Source organism: Microbacterium sp. MPR-TSA4, assembly GCF_058792815.1.
The window spans coordinates 48,434-63,679 of the sequence record NZ_JBXAFF010000003.1 but is presented as its reverse complement, the minus strand read 5'-3'; the positions used below and the strand labels follow the sequence as shown (position 1 = coordinate 63,679).

15 protein-coding genes are annotated in these 15,246 nt (G+C 66.7%); 9 read left to right on the top strand and 6 right to left on the bottom strand.

The genetic code is table 11. From position 1 onward, the window contains the following. Positions 1 to 2: 2 nt before the first annotated feature. Positions 3 to 1,004 (bottom strand): LacI family DNA-binding transcriptional regulator, encoded by a 1,002-nt coding sequence (locus AC1Q49_RS02850; protein ID WP_492490877.1) that lies wholly within the window; start codon positions 1,002 to 1,004, stop codon positions 3 to 5. Between the two features lie 129 nt (positions 1,005 to 1,133). Between AC1Q49_RS02850 and AC1Q49_RS02845 the strand changes: the two genes are divergently transcribed. The 6 genes from AC1Q49_RS02845 to AC1Q49_RS02820 all read left to right on the top strand — a co-directional run bounded on the left by AC1Q49_RS02845 (position 1,134) and on the right by AC1Q49_RS02820 (position 8,911). Beyond that, a complete protein-coding gene (locus tag AC1Q49_RS02845; RefSeq protein ID WP_492490876.1) occupies positions 1,134 to 2,375 on the top strand; it encodes an ABC transporter substrate-binding protein in 1,242 nt (413 codons plus the stop codon). A gap of 63 nt (positions 2,376 to 2,438) precedes the next feature. After that, positions 2,439 to 3,377, top strand: coding sequence for a carbohydrate ABC transporter permease (locus AC1Q49_RS02840; RefSeq protein ID WP_492490875.1), 939 nt, complete (start codon positions 2,439 to 2,441; stop codon positions 3,375 to 3,377). Continuing rightward, entirely contained in the window at positions 3,374 to 4,228 is an 855-nt protein-coding gene (locus AC1Q49_RS02835; protein ID WP_492490874.1) for a carbohydrate ABC transporter permease, read from the top strand. Before AC1Q49_RS02840 ends, AC1Q49_RS02835 begins: the two co-directional genes overlap by 4 nt. Before the next feature lie 42 nt (positions 4,229 to 4,270). Beyond that, positions 4,271 to 5,653, top strand: a complete 1,383-nt coding sequence (locus tag AC1Q49_RS02830) for a family 43 glycosylhydrolase (RefSeq protein WP_492490873.1) — start codon at positions 4,271 to 4,273, stop codon at positions 5,651 to 5,653. 1,084 nt (positions 5,654 to 6,737) lie between these two features. Continuing rightward, complete coding sequence (locus tag AC1Q49_RS02825; protein WP_492490872.1) at positions 6,738 to 7,361, top strand: VTT domain-containing protein; 624 nt, start codon at positions 6,738 to 6,740, stop codon at positions 7,359 to 7,361. A gap of 11 nt (positions 7,362 to 7,372) precedes the next feature. Continuing rightward, positions 7,373 to 8,911, top strand: coding sequence for a hypothetical protein (locus AC1Q49_RS02820; RefSeq protein WP_492490871.1), 1,539 nt, complete (start codon positions 7,373 to 7,375; stop codon positions 8,909 to 8,911). A 9-nt stretch (positions 8,912 to 8,920) separates the two neighbouring features. On the opposite strand, the gene AC1Q49_RS02815 is transcribed toward AC1Q49_RS02820, so the two are convergent. From AC1Q49_RS02815 to AC1Q49_RS02805, 3 genes are read right to left on the bottom strand one after another with little or no spacing between them, the layout of a single operon-like run. Beyond that, positions 8,921 to 9,898, bottom strand: a complete 978-nt coding sequence (locus AC1Q49_RS02815; protein ID WP_492490870.1) for a sensor histidine kinase — start codon at positions 9,896 to 9,898, stop codon at positions 8,921 to 8,923. A 17-nt stretch (positions 9,899 to 9,915) separates the two neighbouring features. Continuing rightward, positions 9,916 to 10,581, bottom strand: coding sequence for a response regulator transcription factor (locus AC1Q49_RS02810; RefSeq protein WP_492490869.1), 666 nt, complete (start codon positions 10,579 to 10,581; stop codon positions 9,916 to 9,918). Position 10,582: 1 nt separating this feature from the next. Next, positions 10,583 to 11,272, bottom strand: a complete 690-nt coding sequence (locus AC1Q49_RS02805; RefSeq protein WP_492490868.1) for a phosphatase PAP2 family protein — start codon at positions 11,270 to 11,272, stop codon at positions 10,583 to 10,585. A gap of 133 nt (positions 11,273 to 11,405) precedes the next feature. Here AC1Q49_RS02805 and AC1Q49_RS02800 point away from each other — a divergent pair, with 133 nt between their 5' ends. Next, on the top strand, positions 11,406 to 11,732 hold the full coding sequence (locus tag AC1Q49_RS02800; RefSeq protein ID WP_492490867.1) for a hypothetical protein: 327 nt from the start codon (positions 11,406 to 11,408) through the stop codon (positions 11,730 to 11,732). A gap of 137 nt (positions 11,733 to 11,869) precedes the next feature. Next, on the top strand, positions 11,870 to 12,022 hold the full coding sequence (locus AC1Q49_RS02795) for a hypothetical protein (RefSeq protein WP_492490866.1): 153 nt from the start codon (positions 11,870 to 11,872) through the stop codon (positions 12,020 to 12,022). Positions 12,023 to 12,028: 6 nt separating this feature from the next. On the opposite strand, the gene AC1Q49_RS02790 is transcribed toward AC1Q49_RS02795, so the two are convergent. Both AC1Q49_RS02790 and AC1Q49_RS02785 read right to left on the bottom strand, forming a co-directional pair. Beyond that, the gene (locus tag AC1Q49_RS02790; protein WP_492490865.1) at positions 12,029 to 12,784 is read right to left on the bottom strand and encodes an alpha/beta hydrolase fold domain-containing protein; all 756 of its coding nucleotides are present in this window, start codon (positions 12,782 to 12,784) and stop codon (positions 12,029 to 12,031) included. Positions 12,785 to 13,105: 321 nt separating this feature from the next. Next, positions 13,106 to 14,353 carry a COG4705 family protein gene (locus AC1Q49_RS02785; RefSeq protein WP_492490864.1) on the bottom strand — a complete coding sequence of 416 codons (1,248 nt, stop codon included), beginning with the start codon at positions 14,351 to 14,353 and terminating at the stop codon, positions 13,106 to 13,108. A gap of 79 nt (positions 14,354 to 14,432) precedes the next feature. On the opposite strand from AC1Q49_RS02785, the gene AC1Q49_RS02780 reads away from it, so the two are divergent. After that, entirely contained in the window at positions 14,433 to 15,182 is a 750-nt protein-coding gene (locus AC1Q49_RS02780; protein ID WP_492490863.1) for an ABC transporter permease, read from the top strand. Positions 15,183 to 15,246 lie beyond the last annotated feature (64 nt).

Here is a 15,246-nt window from a genome sequence, read left to right as displayed (position 1 = left end):
GGCTACCGAATGACCAGGTGTGCGGGCAGCTCAGTGACTGTTGCAGGTTCGTTCAGTCCGTCGAGCCGATCGAATAGTCGGTGGGCGGCGGTCTCGCCGATCACGGCGGGGTCTTGCGCAACCACGGTCATCGGGTGTGCCAGCAGGTCGAACAGCTCGTGGTCGTCGAAGGCCACGTGCTCGAGCCCGCTGCTGGGGAAGTTTGCCGCGCGGAGTGTGGCGATGGTGTTGAGGCTGTTGCCTGTGAACAGCGCTGTCGCCGGATCTGTGAGAGCCAGTACGGATGAGATGGCCGTCTCGGAGCGAGACGACCCCGGCTCACCAAGGTGCACAAGGTGCTCGTCGTACGGGATGCGCGCCTGCGCGAGCGCATCCCTGTATCCCGCGAGTCGTTCACCGCCGGTGTGCACGCTCTCCTCGTTGCCGATGAAGGCGATGCGGCGATGGCCGCGGCCGATGAGGTGGTGGACGCCCATCCGGGCGCCCTCGCGGTTCGCGCTGAGAACCGTGTCCGCAACCAATCCCTGCGGGGGTCGGTCGGCGAAAACGATGGGCAAGCCGCCGACGAGTTCGGACTGAAGGTAGCCATGGTCTGCGGGGGAGGGGACGATGATCAGGCCATCGACGCGCCGGGCCACGAATGATTCACTCAGTTCGCGCTCGCGATGCGCATCCCCCGAGGATGACGCGGTGAATAGGAGCGATCCCCGCTGCCGTGCCACGTTCTCGACGGCGTGCGCGATCGTCCCCTGGATTGGTTCCGAGATGTCCTCGAGGATCAACGCGATCGTGGACGATGATCCGTTGCGCAGGCTCGCGGCGCTAGCGTTGCGCTGAAACCGGAGCTGCGCGATCGCGCGCTCCACGATCTCCCGCGTCTCATCACTGACGTGTTTTTCCCCGTTGACAACCCGTGAGACGGTCTTCAGGCCGACGCCGGCGAGGGCAGCGACATCCTTCATGGTGGGGCGCGCCGCCCGTCCGGCGATTGAGTGTTCAATCATCCCGCATCCTCACTGTTAGTGACAACGTTATCTGATTTCCTTTGCGATAGCCGCTTATCTGTGCAATCATCATCCCGACAACGTTGTCGGTCGTGTTGGCACGGCCATCGACACAGGAGAGGCACATCAATGAAGAGTGGAAGAATCGTCGCGTTCTGCGCGACTACGGCCGTCGGCGCACTGCTGCTCGCCGGTTGCGCGGGCGGTAGCGAGGACGCAGCCGGTGATGGCAACGTCGAGCTTCGCTGGATCATGTCGGCCGATTCGCAGAAGGAGGTCGACGTCTGGAATCACCTCGCGGACATGGTTCACGAGGAGTACCCGAACATCACGGTGAAGTTCGAGAGCACGCCGTTCAAGGACTACTACAACAAGCTCACCGCGCAGGCCGCCAGCAATGACCTGGCCTGCATCGCAGGTCTGCAGGCGCAGCGCGTTCCGGACGTGGGCTCGCTGTTCACAGACCTGACGCCGTCGTTCGAGACCACCGATTTCGACATCGACGACTACGCACCGTCGATCGTGGAGGGCCTCCAGGAGGACGGCAAGCAGCTCGCCGTCCCTTACGACCTTGGCCCATACATCCTGTATTACAACAAGGACATGTTCGAGGCCGCCGGGGTTGCGCTGCCGACGCCGGGTTGGTCAGAGGAGGAGTTCCTGGACGCAGCGAAGGCGCTCACCAAGGACGGCAAATACGGCTTCGTTGCGGACGGCACACCGGACATGTGGCTCCCGTACGTGCTCAGCATCGGCGGCACCTACATCAAGGACGGCAAGCCCGACCTGACCAATGACAAAGTCGTTCAGGGATTCACCTGGGTGACCGACCTCGCCACGCAGGAGAAGGTCGCGCCCGCGCCCCCCGCCACCGGCGCTTCGAACTGGCCCGCCGACCAGTGGCGCAATGGCAACGCCGCGATGTACGTCGACGGTCCCTGGCAGCTGATCAACGCAAAGGAAAACGTGCCCTTCACCATCGGCCTCGCCACCACTCCGGCGTTCGACGGCACCTCCATCACGACGATGTCGGGAACTGGTTTCGGCGTGACGACGGGCTGCAAGAATCCTGACGAGGCCTGGAAGGCCATCTCGGTGATCATCGGCGCGGACGCCCAGAAGTACATCGCCGATGCTGGTCGCGGCTTCCCGGCCTACCTCGACGCTCAGGCGAACTGGTACGAGGTCGCCGGCGTCGAGGGAGCGAAGGAAGCCATCGACACGGCGCTCGCCACGGTGGACCCGTACCGCACCACGCCGAAGTGGAACGAGACGTCGGCGCTGCTCCAGCAGTACGGCGTGCAGGCGTTCAACGGCAGCGAGTCGCCTGAGTCCGTGCTGCAGCAAGTCCAGGCGCAGGTCGCCCCGTAATCACCTCAACCGCCGCCGGGGGCCCTCGACGAGGGCTCCCGGCGCACAGAGGAGCAACCTCACATGACCACGACTCTCTCACCGACACGCTCTAAGGGGCCGACCACCCCTCCCGTTCGGCGGCGCCGGCGCAACTCCGACGTCCGTTCGGTGCTCGGCTTCCTGTCGCCGAACCTGCTCGGCTTCCTCGCGTTCACGATCATCCCCATCGGCGCATCGCTTATCTTGAGCTTCTACGAGTGGCCGATGATCGGCGATGCCGTGTTCGTCGGCCTCGACAACTTCGTTCGGCTATTCACGAAAGACCCCGTCTTCTGGCAGGTCGTGGGCAACACCCTCTACTTCGTCGTCGGATACGTCATCCTCAACCTGGTCGTCTCCCTCACGCTGGCGGTGTGGCTCACCTCCAAGCTCAAGGCGAAGGGATTCCTGCGCTTCGTCTTCTTCCTCCCCGTGGTCAGCCCGATGGTGGCCAACGCGGTCGTGTGGCGTCTGCTGTACGCCCCCGAGGACGGGCTCATCGCCTGGTTCTTCCAGACGTTCACGGGCACCAGCGGACCGAACTGGCTCGGCAGCGCCGAATGGGCGATGCCGGCGGTCATCCTCATGTCGGTGTGGGCCGGCTTCGGCTACAACATGATCATCTTCGTCGCTGGCATCGAAGGGATCCCGCAGTCACTTTATGAGGCCGCCGCGATCGACGGTGCCGGGTGGTGGCGCCGGCTGTGGAGCATCACCCTCCCGATGCTGACACCCAGCATCTTTTTCGCGACGGTCATGACGATCATCTCGTCGCTGCAGGTCTTCGCGCAGCCGTTCGTGCTGACCGGCGGTGGGCCCGGCTCCTCCACAACAACCCTCGTGTTCTACCTGTACCAGAAGGGCTTCCAGTCCTACGAGATGGGGTACGCCTCATCGATCGCGTGGTCGCTGTTCGTGCTGATCATGGTCATCACGTTCACCCAGTTCCGCAGCCAGAAGAAGTGGGTGCACTACTCATGAGCGCCATACCCGTCTCCGGACACGTCCTGCGCCGCCGGATCGGCCGGGCGGCCTCACAGATCCTGGTCGTCATTGCCGCGGTGATCACGCTGATTCCGTTCATCTGGATGGTATCCACCGCGCTGAAGCCCTCAGCCGAGGTGTTCGTCAACCCGCCGACCCTCATCGGTTCCTCGGTCGAATGGGGCAACTTCGAGAAGGCCTGGAACTACCTGCCGTTCGGGCGGTTCATGCTCAACGGCCTGATCGTCTCCGGCATCGGCACCATCATCGTCGTGTTCACCTCCGCGATGGCTGCCTACGCGTTCTCCCGACTCAAGTGGCGTGGGCGCGATGGGATCTTCCTGATCTACTTGGGCACCCTCATGGTGCCGCAGGAGGTGCTGATCGTGCCGATGTTCATCATCATGCGCAACCTCGGGTGGGTGAACTCCTACCAGGCGCTGATCATCCCGTGGGCGTTCACCGCATTCGGCACGTTCCTGCTTCGGCAGTTCTTCCTCACCCTGCCCGACGAGCTCGAGGAAGCGAGCCGCATTGACGGTGCGAGCCGGTGGACGTCGTTCACTCGTATCATCCTGCCGTTGGCGACGCCCGCGCTCGGAACGCTCGCGGTGTTCACGTTCATCGGGTATTGGAACAGCTTCCTGTGGCCGCTGCTGATCGTGAGCGACGTCAACATGGCCACCGTCCCGCTGGGACTCAACATGTTCCTGGGCCAGACCGGCAACCAGTGGAACCTGCTAATGGCGGCGTCCACGATCTCCGTGATCCCAAGCGCCATCATCGTGATCGCTCTGCAGCGCTACCTGGTTTCCGGTATCGCTCTCAGCGGCATGGGTGGCCGCTGACAACCGGCTCCGAGACTCCCCATCACAATCGAAAGGAAATCCGTGCACCGTATCTATTACCAGCCCGAAGGGGTGTGGTTCGGCGACTGCATGCCGTTCTTCGCGAACGGCGAGTTCTACCTCTATCACCAGCGCGATACGCGCAAACCCGGGCCGTTCGGTGAGCCCTTCGGGTGGGCGTTGGCCACCACAACCGACTTCGTGTCCTACAAGGATCACGGAGAGTCCCTGCACAAGGGCGCTGACGGTGATCAGGATCAGTTCATCTTCGCCGGCAGTGTCTTCGAAGCCGGCGGCACGTACTACGCGATGTACACCGGATACAACCGGGATTACCCCGAGCAGGGCAAGGCATCACAAGTCCTCATGATCGCCGAGAGCGACGATCTCGTGACCTGGCGGAAGTCGGACCGGAAGCTGGTCCCGCCACAGCCCGGTTACGACCCGAACGACTGGCGCGACCCGTTCGTGCTGTGGGACGACGACGCCTCGAATTACCTGATGATCCTCGGCGCCCGGAAGGCCGGTGAGAAGGTCCTCACGGGGTCGACGGTCGCCTTCCGCTCCGATGATCTTCAGGATTGGCGGTTCGACGGGGACTTCTGGGCCCCGGGGCTCTACAGCATGCACGAGATGCCCGACCTGTTCCGGATCGGGGACTGGTGGTACCTGCTGACGACCGAGTACAGCGACAAGTCGAAGACCGTGTATCGGATGTCGCAGTCGCTGGAAGGTCCCTGGGTCGCGCCGGTCGACGACGCATTCGATGGTCGCGCCTACTATGCCGCACGTTCCGCGACGGACGGCGAACGCCGCTACCTGTTCGGTTGGGTGCCCACACGAACCGACGGTCAGCCGCGCGGCGACTGGGAATGGGGCGGCACGCTTGTGGTGCACGAGGTCTACCAACGCCCGGATGGGTCGCTCGGCGTTGCCCCGCCGGCCGGAGTTCGGGCGGCGTTCGGTGACAGCGCGCGGCTCGACGTGGTTCAGGCCAGCAGCGCCGACGGTGTCGCCGAGCAGGAGGTCGCGAACGCCTCGACCGACCTGTTCCGCCTGAGCGGGAAGCTTAAGTTCACCGCGGGCACGCGTTCGGCATCCATCCGGTTCTTCGAGGACGCGGCGACCGGGCAGGGCTACGAGTTCCAGTTGATCTTCGGCGAGAACCGGCTCCAGTTCGACCGCCGACCGAACTACCCCTGGTACCGCTACGACAACCGCGGACTGGACCGCCCCATCACCTGGGAAGCCGACCGTGACTACCGGTTCGAGGTCATCGTGGACGGCGACATCGCCACGCTCTACGTCGACGGTGTCGCGCTCAACGCCCGCACCACCGACGCCCCCGGCGGATCGATCGTGCTCAGTGCGGTCGAAGGATCCGTCGAGTTCGACGAGTTGGAACTCTCACGCGGCTTGCGCTGAACTGTCGAGCGTGTCGGACGGACTCGAGCGGGTCCGTCCGACACGCTCGCGCTCGACCAATACCCCATCAGGAGGACCGGTGCGGCCCCGATTCCACTTCAGCGCTGAGGCTGGCTGGATCAACGACCCACAATGGCATCACCTACCGCGAGGGCCGCTACCACGTCTTCTTCCAGCACGCTCCCGGGAGAATCACCTGGAACATCGGCAACATTTCTGCCACGAATCGAACCGAACTCACCTGATCGAACCGGATGCCGGCGAGATCAGAACCCGCGGATTCACGAGGCTCCAGCACTCCTAGGTTGTCATCGGCGCGATTTCAGATCCCTACGTCTTCCCATCGTCGGACCGCCGCAGAACGTGGGAACGGTTTGGGTAAAGTCGAGCGCAAGTCAACCGCTGTGAACGTCGCCGTGCATGGCGGCGAACCGCGGAATCACGCGGCAAACGAGTCCATCGGCACCCCAGTGACGTCCGTAAGCTTGGGTTCAAATCCCACCGTCACCGGGATGCTGCGGGGCAAAGGGCGGAAAGGTCACTCCCGTTCTCCGGCTTGCGTCCCGTTTGCGTCCCGCCGAGCGACGACAGGGCCAGATCAACGCAGCGGTGGAACGAAGAAATCCGCGGAAACACGCGGCTGATGGAGGTGAACGTAGGCAAGCTCCGTCTCGGAGACCGGGTTCAAATCCCTCCGTCTCCGCCACTTTTTGCCTGGTCAGGAGCAGTTTATCCCCGATGGCTGCGGAGCGTCATCCTGTCGCGACCCCTAAGATCCGCTGCGCTGCGGTTATGCGTGTGGTTCGACGGGTAGCCGCTTTCATCAGGCCTTGAAAACACTGTGGTTAGCCGCCGCACGTCAGCCGCTATGCGCTCAGGGACACCCTCGTAGGGTGGTGCACTCCCCTCAGCTAGACGGCCCTATGCGGCGACCAGCCTGCCGCGGCGCAGACCTGCTGGAACCGTCACCTAACGCGGAACTCGGGTCACATCCGGGTGTCAGGAGCCCCGGGGCACCATTCCCCTCAGGAGTGGAGTTCTTCGCCTTAGCGATCTCTTAGCCCGAATTGCGGACCCTGACGGGATGGATGTCATTCACCTTCTGTCCGGGTTCGGCGTCTTCGCGCTCGTTCTCGTCGCCCTGATCGTCTTCATCGAGAACGGGCTGCTTTTCCCTTTCCTCCCGGGAGACAGTCTCGTGTTCGCGGGCGCGGTGCTGGCTGCGGCGATCGGCGTGCATTGGGGCGTGGTGGCGGCGACCGCGGGCCTCGCCGCGATCGCGGGCGGAGAGGTGGGCTTCGTGCTCGGCCGTCGCTACGGTCGACAGCTCTTCCGCGCGGACTCTCGAGCGTTCAAGGCGCGTTACCTGGACGAGACGGAGAGCTTCTTCGCCCGGTGGGGCTCAGTTGCCCTCATGCTCGCGAGGTTCGTGCCGATCGTGCGCACGTACGTCGCGCCCGCTGCCGGCATGTCGACGATGACGCACCGGTCGTTCTCCCTTTGGAACGCGTTCGGCGGCGTCGTCTGGGCGGGCGTTCTCGGCGTAGCGGGCTATCTGCTCGGGTCGATCCCGTGGGTGGCCAAGAACATCGAGTGGATCATGCTTGCGATCGTCGTGATCACCATCGCTCCGATCGTGGTCGGCGCTCTCGCGCGTCGACGAGCTGGTCGCACAGCCGCCGCCGAGCCCGTCGTCCTTCCTCGCTGACGGATCGCATCATGACCGCCACAGCGAACGTCGTGCTCGCGGAGACCTTGACCGCTGCCCCCGTCGCGTCGCGCGCGTTGGGTCGGCTCACGATCGCGATCGGTGCGCTCGCGACGCTGATCAGCGCGATCGGATCGTGGATCCCGTCCCTGTGGGGCGATGAGGCGGCGAGCGTCCTGTCCGCCGTTCGCGAGCTCGACAGCCTGACGACGATGCTCGCCCATGTCGACGCCGTGCACGGCGCGTATTACCTCGCGCTGCACGCCTGGGTCGATCTCGCCGGAACCAGCCCCTTCGCGGTGCGCTTCCCGTCCGCGCTCGCCGCGGGGTGTTGCGCCGCGGGTATCGCCTGGCTGTGCGGAAGGTTCGGCTCGCTGCGCTTCGCGACACTAGCGGGCATGGCCGCCGCGATGCTGCCACGGCTCACATACGCGGGCGCGGAGGCGCGGTCTTCCGCATTCGCCGCAGCGGTCGCGACCGCGCTGTGCATCCTTCTCGCCGAGATGACGCTGCGTAGGACCGTTGGCCGCCGCTGGTGGGTCGCCTATGCGGCAGTCCTGGCCGGGGGCACCTACGCCTTCTTCTACCTGGGTCTCATGATCGTCGTCGCGGGCGTCGTCGTCGCCTGCGCACCGCCGCTGCGCCCGCAGTGGCGTCGATGGGCCGTCGCCTCCGTAGCCGCGATCGCCCTCGCCTCACCGGTGATCGTGTTCGCCCTCCTCGAGCGCCATCAGGTCGCGTTCCTCGCGCAGCGGGACGTCGTCAACCCCGATGCCGTGCTGGTGAGGATGTGGTTCGGAGCGTGGCCGTTCGCGCTTCTCGCCTGGGGGCTGATCGTGCTCGCGTTGGCGGTGTGGGCGACCGACGAGGTGCGGCGGATACGTCGCGGCGGCGCGTGGATGCCACGCCTCGAGGCCATCGCGGTGCCGTGGCTGATCCTCCCGATGGGCATCCTTCTCGCGATCAGTCCCATCGTCGCGGGCTACTCGGCGCGGTACGGCACGTTCGCCGCGCCCGCCGCCGCGGTCCTCATGGCAGTCGGCGTGCGCCGGCTGGCGGGCCTCGGTCGGAGCAAGCGGATGCCGTGGCTTGCCGTGCTCGTCGTGACCGCCTCCGTGATCGCGGTCGCCCCGGTGTGGGCCGCGCAGCGGACCCCGTACGCGAAGAACCATTCGGACTGGAACGACATCGCCACAGTGATCAGCGAACAGGCGGCGGTCGGCGATGCGATCGTGTTCGACGAGGGCGTGCGTCCGTCGCGGCGCACGCGCCTCGCGATGAACACGAACGCCGCCGCCTTCTCGGCGCTGGTCGATCCGACGGTGAGGACCGCGGCCGCCGACGGAGTGTCCTGGCACGACACCGCCTACACCGTCGCGGAGGCGGCCCGGATCGGCCGCTTCGACGGCATCACGCGAGTCTGGGTGGTCGAATACGCGACGACTCGCACGGTGGACGCCTGGGGCATCGCCGACCTGGAGGCCCTGGGCTTCCGTCGAGCCGGCGCGACCTCGGGCTACCGCAGCACGGTGTATCTGTTTACACGGTGAAGACGCCCATCAGCGCCGAGGCGAGGGGACCCGCAGCGTCATGACGGTTCCGGCTTCGGAGGTGCTGGTCACCTCGACGGTCCCTCCGAAACGCCCGACCGTGTCCTGCACGAGGCTGAGCCCGATGCCGAATCCCGTGCTGGCGCTGCCGCCACCGTCGACGGCGAGTGATGAGCGTGCGAAGCGGTCGAAGACTCGAGCGGGTTCGATGCCGCGGATGCCGGTACCGCGGTCGGTGACCGAGATCGCCACGTGTCCCCGCTCCGAATGCGCGTCGACGCTGACCGACTCGCCCGCGGACGTGTGCTTGACCGCGTTGTCGATCAGTGCCACCAGGGCACGGTGCAGGCTCGTGGCGGGGATCAGCGCCGAGGCATCCATTCCCTCAGACACGAGACGGAGGTCGATCCGGCGTTCCGCGGCGATCATGCGCATGGATGCCACGGCGCCCGCGATCACCGGCCCGATGGCGACCGGCGTCACCGCTCCCGCCTCGGTGACGTCGACCGCGTCGAGGAGGTCATTGACGACGTTGATGACGTTGCGAGAGTCGCCGCGCAGCTCTTCGACGAGACCGCGGTGCGGGTCGTCGGGGGCGAGGTCGCGTTCGAGCACCTGCAGGCGTGTGTCGAGGATCGCGAGGGGGGTGCGCAGCTCGTGGGACGCGTCGGCGACGAAGCGGCGTTGCCGGGCGAGGGCTTCGACGAGCGGCGCGACGGCGCGACGGGTGGCGAGGATGCCGAGGGTTCCGGCGAGGGCTACGGCGAGCAGTCCGATGACGATGCCGCCGACGATGATGTCGAGGCCGCCGATGTCGACCATCTCCTCGTGGCGGTTGCGGTCGAACAGATCGGAGAGGGGCACCTGCTGGAACACGAACGCGAGCGCCGTAATGAGCACGGCGATGACGAGGATCGACACGGCCACGGTGATCCACACCCCGACCCGGATCGCGGTGCGGCGCACGAGCAGCTCATCCGCGTCCATCCGCCGCGGGCGTCTTGTCACAGCAGCCCCAATCGGTAGCCGCGGCCGCGGACAGTGGTGACGATGTCCGGGTCGGTCTTGCGGCGCAGGTAGTGCACGTATGTGTCGACCGTACCGGGGGTGTCTGTTGCTTCGAACACGGCGCGGAGGATCTCGGTGCGGCCGAAGGTGGTCTGCGGATGGGTGACGAACAGCTTGAGCAGGTCGGATTCGCGCTCGGTGAGGATCGTGCGGCCGTCGTAGGGCGAGTAGACCGTGCGAGAGTCTGGGTAGAACTCCCACGGGCCGAGGCGGACGAAGGGACCTTCGCCGTCGGTGACCCGCCGGATCGCGCGGAGCCGTGCGAACAGCTCGTCGAACTCGAACGGTTTCACGAGGTAGTCGTTCGCCCCGGCATCCAATCCCCGTACCTTGTCCTGCACGGTACCGAGGGCGGTGAGGATGAGCATCGGCGTGTTCACACCGCTCTGACGGAGGGTCTCCACCATCGAGACGCCGTCGACCGTCGGCAGGCGGCGGTCGATGATCAGCACGTCGAACATGCCCTCGAGCGCGGCGTCGAGGGCGTCGCCGCCGTCGGCGACGAGGCGCACGTCGTAGACCTCGTCGAGAACGCGGACCATCAAGGGGCCGAGCTGCGGGTCGTCTTCGGCGAGAAGCAGACGCGGGCGTGCGTCGACCACGTCAGCCCTCCATCTCGACGGCGACGGCGGACGTCGGCGGCGAGGTGACGGGCTCGAGCCATGGCCGGGCCAGGCGGTTGATCGCGATCGCGAGGAACGGGACGAGGACGGTCGACGCGGTCACGTCAGTCGGGTAGTGCACGCCGAGGTACACCCGCGACCACGCGGTAAGGAGCACGAGCACGGATCCCGCCACGATGCTGATCGTACGGGCACGGCCCGTAGTGAGCACGAGAACCACCGCGCATGACAGTGCGGCGGCGAAGGCCGTATGTCCGCTTGGGTAGCTGTAGGTCGTAGGGTCTCCGACGATCATCGGGGCGAGCTGGGTCGCATCGGGGCGCGGGCGCTGGACGACCTCTTTGAGAAGCTCGGCGATCACCCAGGGGATGCCGATCACGAGCCCGACGCGCAGCGTTCGCCGCCAAGAACGCGTCAGCAGCAGCGTCCAGGCGAGTCCGAGCAGCACGATGAACGGCGCCCCGTTCGGGCCGAGACCCGCGTTGATGCCGAGAGCGATGACGTCGAGGAAGGAGTTGGATGCACCGTGCACGGCGGCGACCACTTCGAGCTCCTCGCTCGACCATGCGGGGTGCGCGACGATGACGAGGCCCAGCACGGTGACGATCGCGAGTGCGGCGATGGCGCCCAGGAGACGGAGCCAGAAGCGGGGGCGATGGTCCTGAGGCATCCCTCCACCGTTGTCACCCGGCTCTGAGATTGCGCTAAGAATCGCGATCGGAGGAGGTCGGTCCCGATTCTTCGAGGTTGCTTATAGGGCGTGAACGATCGTGTTGTGCGTGCGGGGCGCAGAGTCCCGCGGAATGGAGAAGATCGTGGCCATCAGGAAGAAGACCCTCGCGATGAGCGTCGGCGGGGGTGTCGCTGCACTCGCTCTCGGGCTCGGCGGGCTCGCTCTGGCGTTGCCGGCGAACGCCGCCACGCCGTCGTCGCCCGACACGACCGTCACCTCGACGACCGACACGGACGTCGAGACGGCGGACGAAAACGGCGCCGCCGACACCGACGCCGAGACGAACGACGACAACGGTGCCGCTGACACCGATGCCGAGACGGCGGACGACAACGGCGCGGCCGACACCGACGCCGAGAGGAACGACGACGCAGGATCGACCGGCAGCGGCAACTGAGCTACGCGGACGGGGTGGCCGGGGCATGGGCCCCGGCCATTTCTCGTCTGCTCGTTCGCGCGGCCGAACCCTTAGCACGGGCTTAGGCCTGATCGCTCATGATTGGCCACACGCAACAGCAGATCGGAGGGTCGCAGATGTCTGGACGGACCGGCACGAAGACGATGCGAGGAATCGGCAGCGGCATTCTGCTGCTGGCGGCCGTCGTCATTGCGGCGATCGAGCTGCTCGTACTCGTCAGCGACGAGGGCGAGAGCACCGACGAGATCGACGAGGACGCGGCCTACTGAGCCGCCTCAGTCGTGCAACCCGCGGAGAGTGTCGACCACCTGCGCATGCCACGCACGCGCGGCCGGGAGGACGCCGGTGAAGGTCGGGACGTCGTGGATGACGCCCTGGTATTGCACGACCGTGGCGTCCACTCCGGCTCGCCGCAGGCGGTGGCCGTACGCGGCACCCTGTCCGCGGAGTGGGTCGTACTGCGCCGTGAGGATCATCGCGGGCGGAAGGCCCGCGTGACTGGCCGCCCGCAACGGCGACGCCCACGGGTGCGTCGAGTCGTTTCGTGAGCGCAGGTAGGTACGCGCGATGGAGCGCAGCTCGCGGAGCGCGAGGATCGCCGGGACGCCGAGGGCCCACGTCGCGCGAAGATCGATGTGCCGACCCGTCAGGTCGACGACGGGCACCTCGAGCAACTGAAGGCGCAGTGAAAGATCGCCGCGGTCGCGGTTCATCAGCGCGACGCTCGCGGCGATCGCGGCGCCGGCCGATGTCCCCGCGATCGCCACGCGATTCGCGTCGATGCCCAACTCCAGGGCATGCGCGAACAGCCACTCGAGCGCGGCGTGACCTTGTGCGACCTGCGTCGGAAAGCGATGCTCGGGGGCCAAGGCATAGTCCACGGCGAGCACGATGACATCCGCCTCCGCGGCGCGGCGGCGGTTCGCGGCGTCCGTCGTCGGGTAGTCGATGCCGCCGATGCGGAACGCTCCTCCGAAGAAGGCGAGTACGGCCGGGCGGCCACCAGGGCCGGGTGGGAGGTAGGCGCGCATCCGGACATTCGGGCAACCGGGCGTTGCGATCGTGAACTCACGCGTCTCGATGTCAGGACCGGGTGTTCCGACGGTGTCGAGTTCCGTCTTGTCCCAAGCGCGGGCAGCGCGGCGGTGACGCTCGCGGGCAGTGGGGACCGGTCCCTTGGGGCGGCTGCTGGGACCGGCCGCCGTGGGGGAGCGGCGACCGGTCCGTGGGGGGAGTCCCAGACTTTCGACCCGTGCGCGTGCGAGCTGCAGCGCCTGGCTGAAGAGGTAGCGCCGGTGGACGCGCAGCCTCTCGGAGAAGACGGGATCGAGCGGCATCCTCGTACGGTACTGCTACTGCAACGTCGCGATCAGGGTCTTCAGCGCGTCCGTCTCGGCCGCGGTGTCGGGGTTCGTCGCGCGCACCGCGGTGAGTACGGCGTCGATCTGCCCGTCGACGACGGTCCAGCCGGTGTCGTCGAGCGGCTGCAGTGTCGGCTGCGCATCGTCCCAGGCGGACTCGAGATCCATTACCCGGGCGACGGCGCCGGTTTGGTCTCCGCTGGTCACGAGGTCCCGTGTCTCCTGCGCGATGGTTCGGAAGTTCGCGACGTCGGATGCCGGGAAGTTCGTCGTCGCCGACTGACCGGGTGCAAGGGTCGCCGTCGCCGCAGGCCCCTCCTCGCTGGCGGCCGCGATGTCGTGCGGCTGCGCAGCTGCCCACGTGAGGATTCCCGCCGTGGCGAGCGCGACGACGGCGAAGTAGCCCAGCATCAGGCGCTCGCGGCGCGGGTCGGCGGCGCGGGTCTCGGGCGGCGTGGTGTCGATGACGTCGGCCCGGGTCACCGACAGGTAGATGACCGTGGCGAGGATCGCGGTGAGGAAGATGATGCTCGTCCAGCCGACGCCGAGTCCGAGGCCGCCTTGATCGATCGGGAATCCGAGCCAGTCGCCGAGGTTCGCGCCGAGCGGCCGCGTCAGGATGTATGCCAGCCAGAACGAGAGCACCGGACTTGCGCCGAAGCGCCATCCGATGATCACGGCCACGATGAGCCCCGCCGGCAGCAGCACCGAGACGCCCGGGCTCCAGCCGGTGAGCTCGAGGATCCAGTCGCCGGAGGCCGTGCCCAACGCGAAGGTCACGAGGATCGCGAGCCAGTAGAACAGTTCGCGCGGTGTGGTTGTGATGCTGTGGATCGAGAGGGTGCGCTGGCTGCGCCACCAGATTCCGAACACGACCGCCAGCAGCACCGCGAAAACGGTCGTGCTGAGGGCGAGCGGCACTCCGAGGTCGTCGGTGAGGATGTCGGTGTACAGCGTGCCCGTGACGCTCACGACGACGACCGTCAGCCAGTAGACGAACGGCACGTACCGTCGCAGCGATAGCTGCCAGATCAGGACCGCCGCCAGGACGACGGTGAAGATGACCGAGGTCATCTCGAGCCCGACGCCGAGGGTCATGTTGATCCAGTCGGCGAAGCTCTCGCCGACGGTGGTGCAGAGGATCTTGATGATCCAGAACCAGAGGGTGATCTCCGGGACTTTGCTGAGCATCTCGCGCCGGCGGGCCGAGGCGGCGGGCGGGGTCACTGTTTCGGTCACGCGACGGACGCTACGGATGTGAAACTAAGGCCGTTCTAAGGTGACGCCGTGCCCGCCCGTCGCTGGGTAGGCTCCCGCTGTGGACATCCCCGCCGATCTGGTGCCTTCGGCGCTCGGCGTGCTCCTGCTGGCGACGATCACGACCGCGGTCCTCGCGACCTTCCGTATCCCGGGGCTCGCGGATCCGGCGATCGCCATCGGTCGCGGCGCCATCCAGTTGGCTGTGATCAGTGTGATCCTCGGCGGAGTGATCACGCACACCGGCTGGATCGCGGTCGCGCTCGTCGTGATGTTTGCGGTGGCGTGCACGGTCGCGACCCGTCGGATCGGCGCAACGTGGCGCACGCTGGGCATGATGGCGGCCGCCATGGCATCCGGCATCCTTGTGACGCTAACGGTCGTCTTCGCCTCGGGTGCCCTCGAGCTCACCGGCCGGTACCTGCTCGCGATCGGGGCGATCATCATCGGCAACTCGATGAGCGTCGCGACGCTCACCGGACGCCTGTTCACGAGGGCGGTGTCGGACCACTGGGACGAGGTCGAGGGATGGCTCGCGATCGGCGCCACACCTCGCCGCGCGACCTTGGACCTTGCCCGTCGGGCCGTAACCGATGCGCTCGTCCCGAGCATCGATCAGACGAAAACGACCGGCCTGGTCGTGCTGCCGGGCGCCTTCGTCGGGGCGATCTTCGGTGGCATCTCGCCGCTGGAGGCCGGGAGGTTCCAGATCGTCGTGCTCGCCGGGATCATGGCCGCCGGCGCGATCACCGCGTGCCTCATCATCGCGTGGATGGGACCCGTCCGCACCAAACCGGTGCCAGCGCGGTGACGCCGCGCCGCGTGCCGATCCGCGGTTCCTTAGCGGCAGATCAGAGCGGCACCGTGACGCTCGA

Coding starts and splice junctions, on each gene's coding strand:
- AC1Q49_RS02850 (WP_492490877.1), bottom strand. CDS start 1,004: ATGATTGAACACTCAATCGCCGGACGGGCGGCGCGCCCCACCATGAAG.
- AC1Q49_RS02815 (WP_492490870.1), bottom strand. CDS start 9,898: ATGGACGCGGATGAGCTGCTCGTGCGCCGCACCGCGATCCGGGTCGGG.
- AC1Q49_RS02800 (WP_492490867.1), top strand. CDS start 11,406: ATGGAGAAGATCGTGGCCATCAGGAAGAAGACCCTCGCGATGAGCGTC.
- AC1Q49_RS02845 (WP_492490876.1), top strand. CDS start 1,134: ATGAAGAGTGGAAGAATCGTCGCGTTCTGCGCGACTACGGCCGTCGGC.
- AC1Q49_RS02840 (WP_492490875.1), top strand. CDS start 2,439: ATGACCACGACTCTCTCACCGACACGCTCTAAGGGGCCGACCACCCCT.
- AC1Q49_RS02805 (WP_492490868.1), bottom strand. CDS start 11,272: ATGCCTCAGGACCATCGCCCCCGCTTCTGGCTCCGTCTCCTGGGCGCC.
- AC1Q49_RS02820 (WP_492490871.1), top strand. CDS start 7,373: ATGACCGCCACAGCGAACGTCGTGCTCGCGGAGACCTTGACCGCTGCC.
- AC1Q49_RS02825 (WP_492490872.1), top strand. CDS start 6,738: ATGGATGTCATTCACCTTCTGTCCGGGTTCGGCGTCTTCGCGCTCGTT.
- AC1Q49_RS02790 (WP_492490865.1), bottom strand. CDS start 12,784: ATGCGCGCCTACCTCCCACCCGGCCCTGGTGGCCGCCCGGCCGTACTC.
- AC1Q49_RS02835 (WP_492490874.1), top strand. CDS start 3,374: ATGAGCGCCATACCCGTCTCCGGACACGTCCTGCGCCGCCGGATCGGC.
- AC1Q49_RS02795 (WP_492490866.1), top strand. CDS start 11,870: ATGTCTGGACGGACCGGCACGAAGACGATGCGAGGAATCGGCAGCGGC.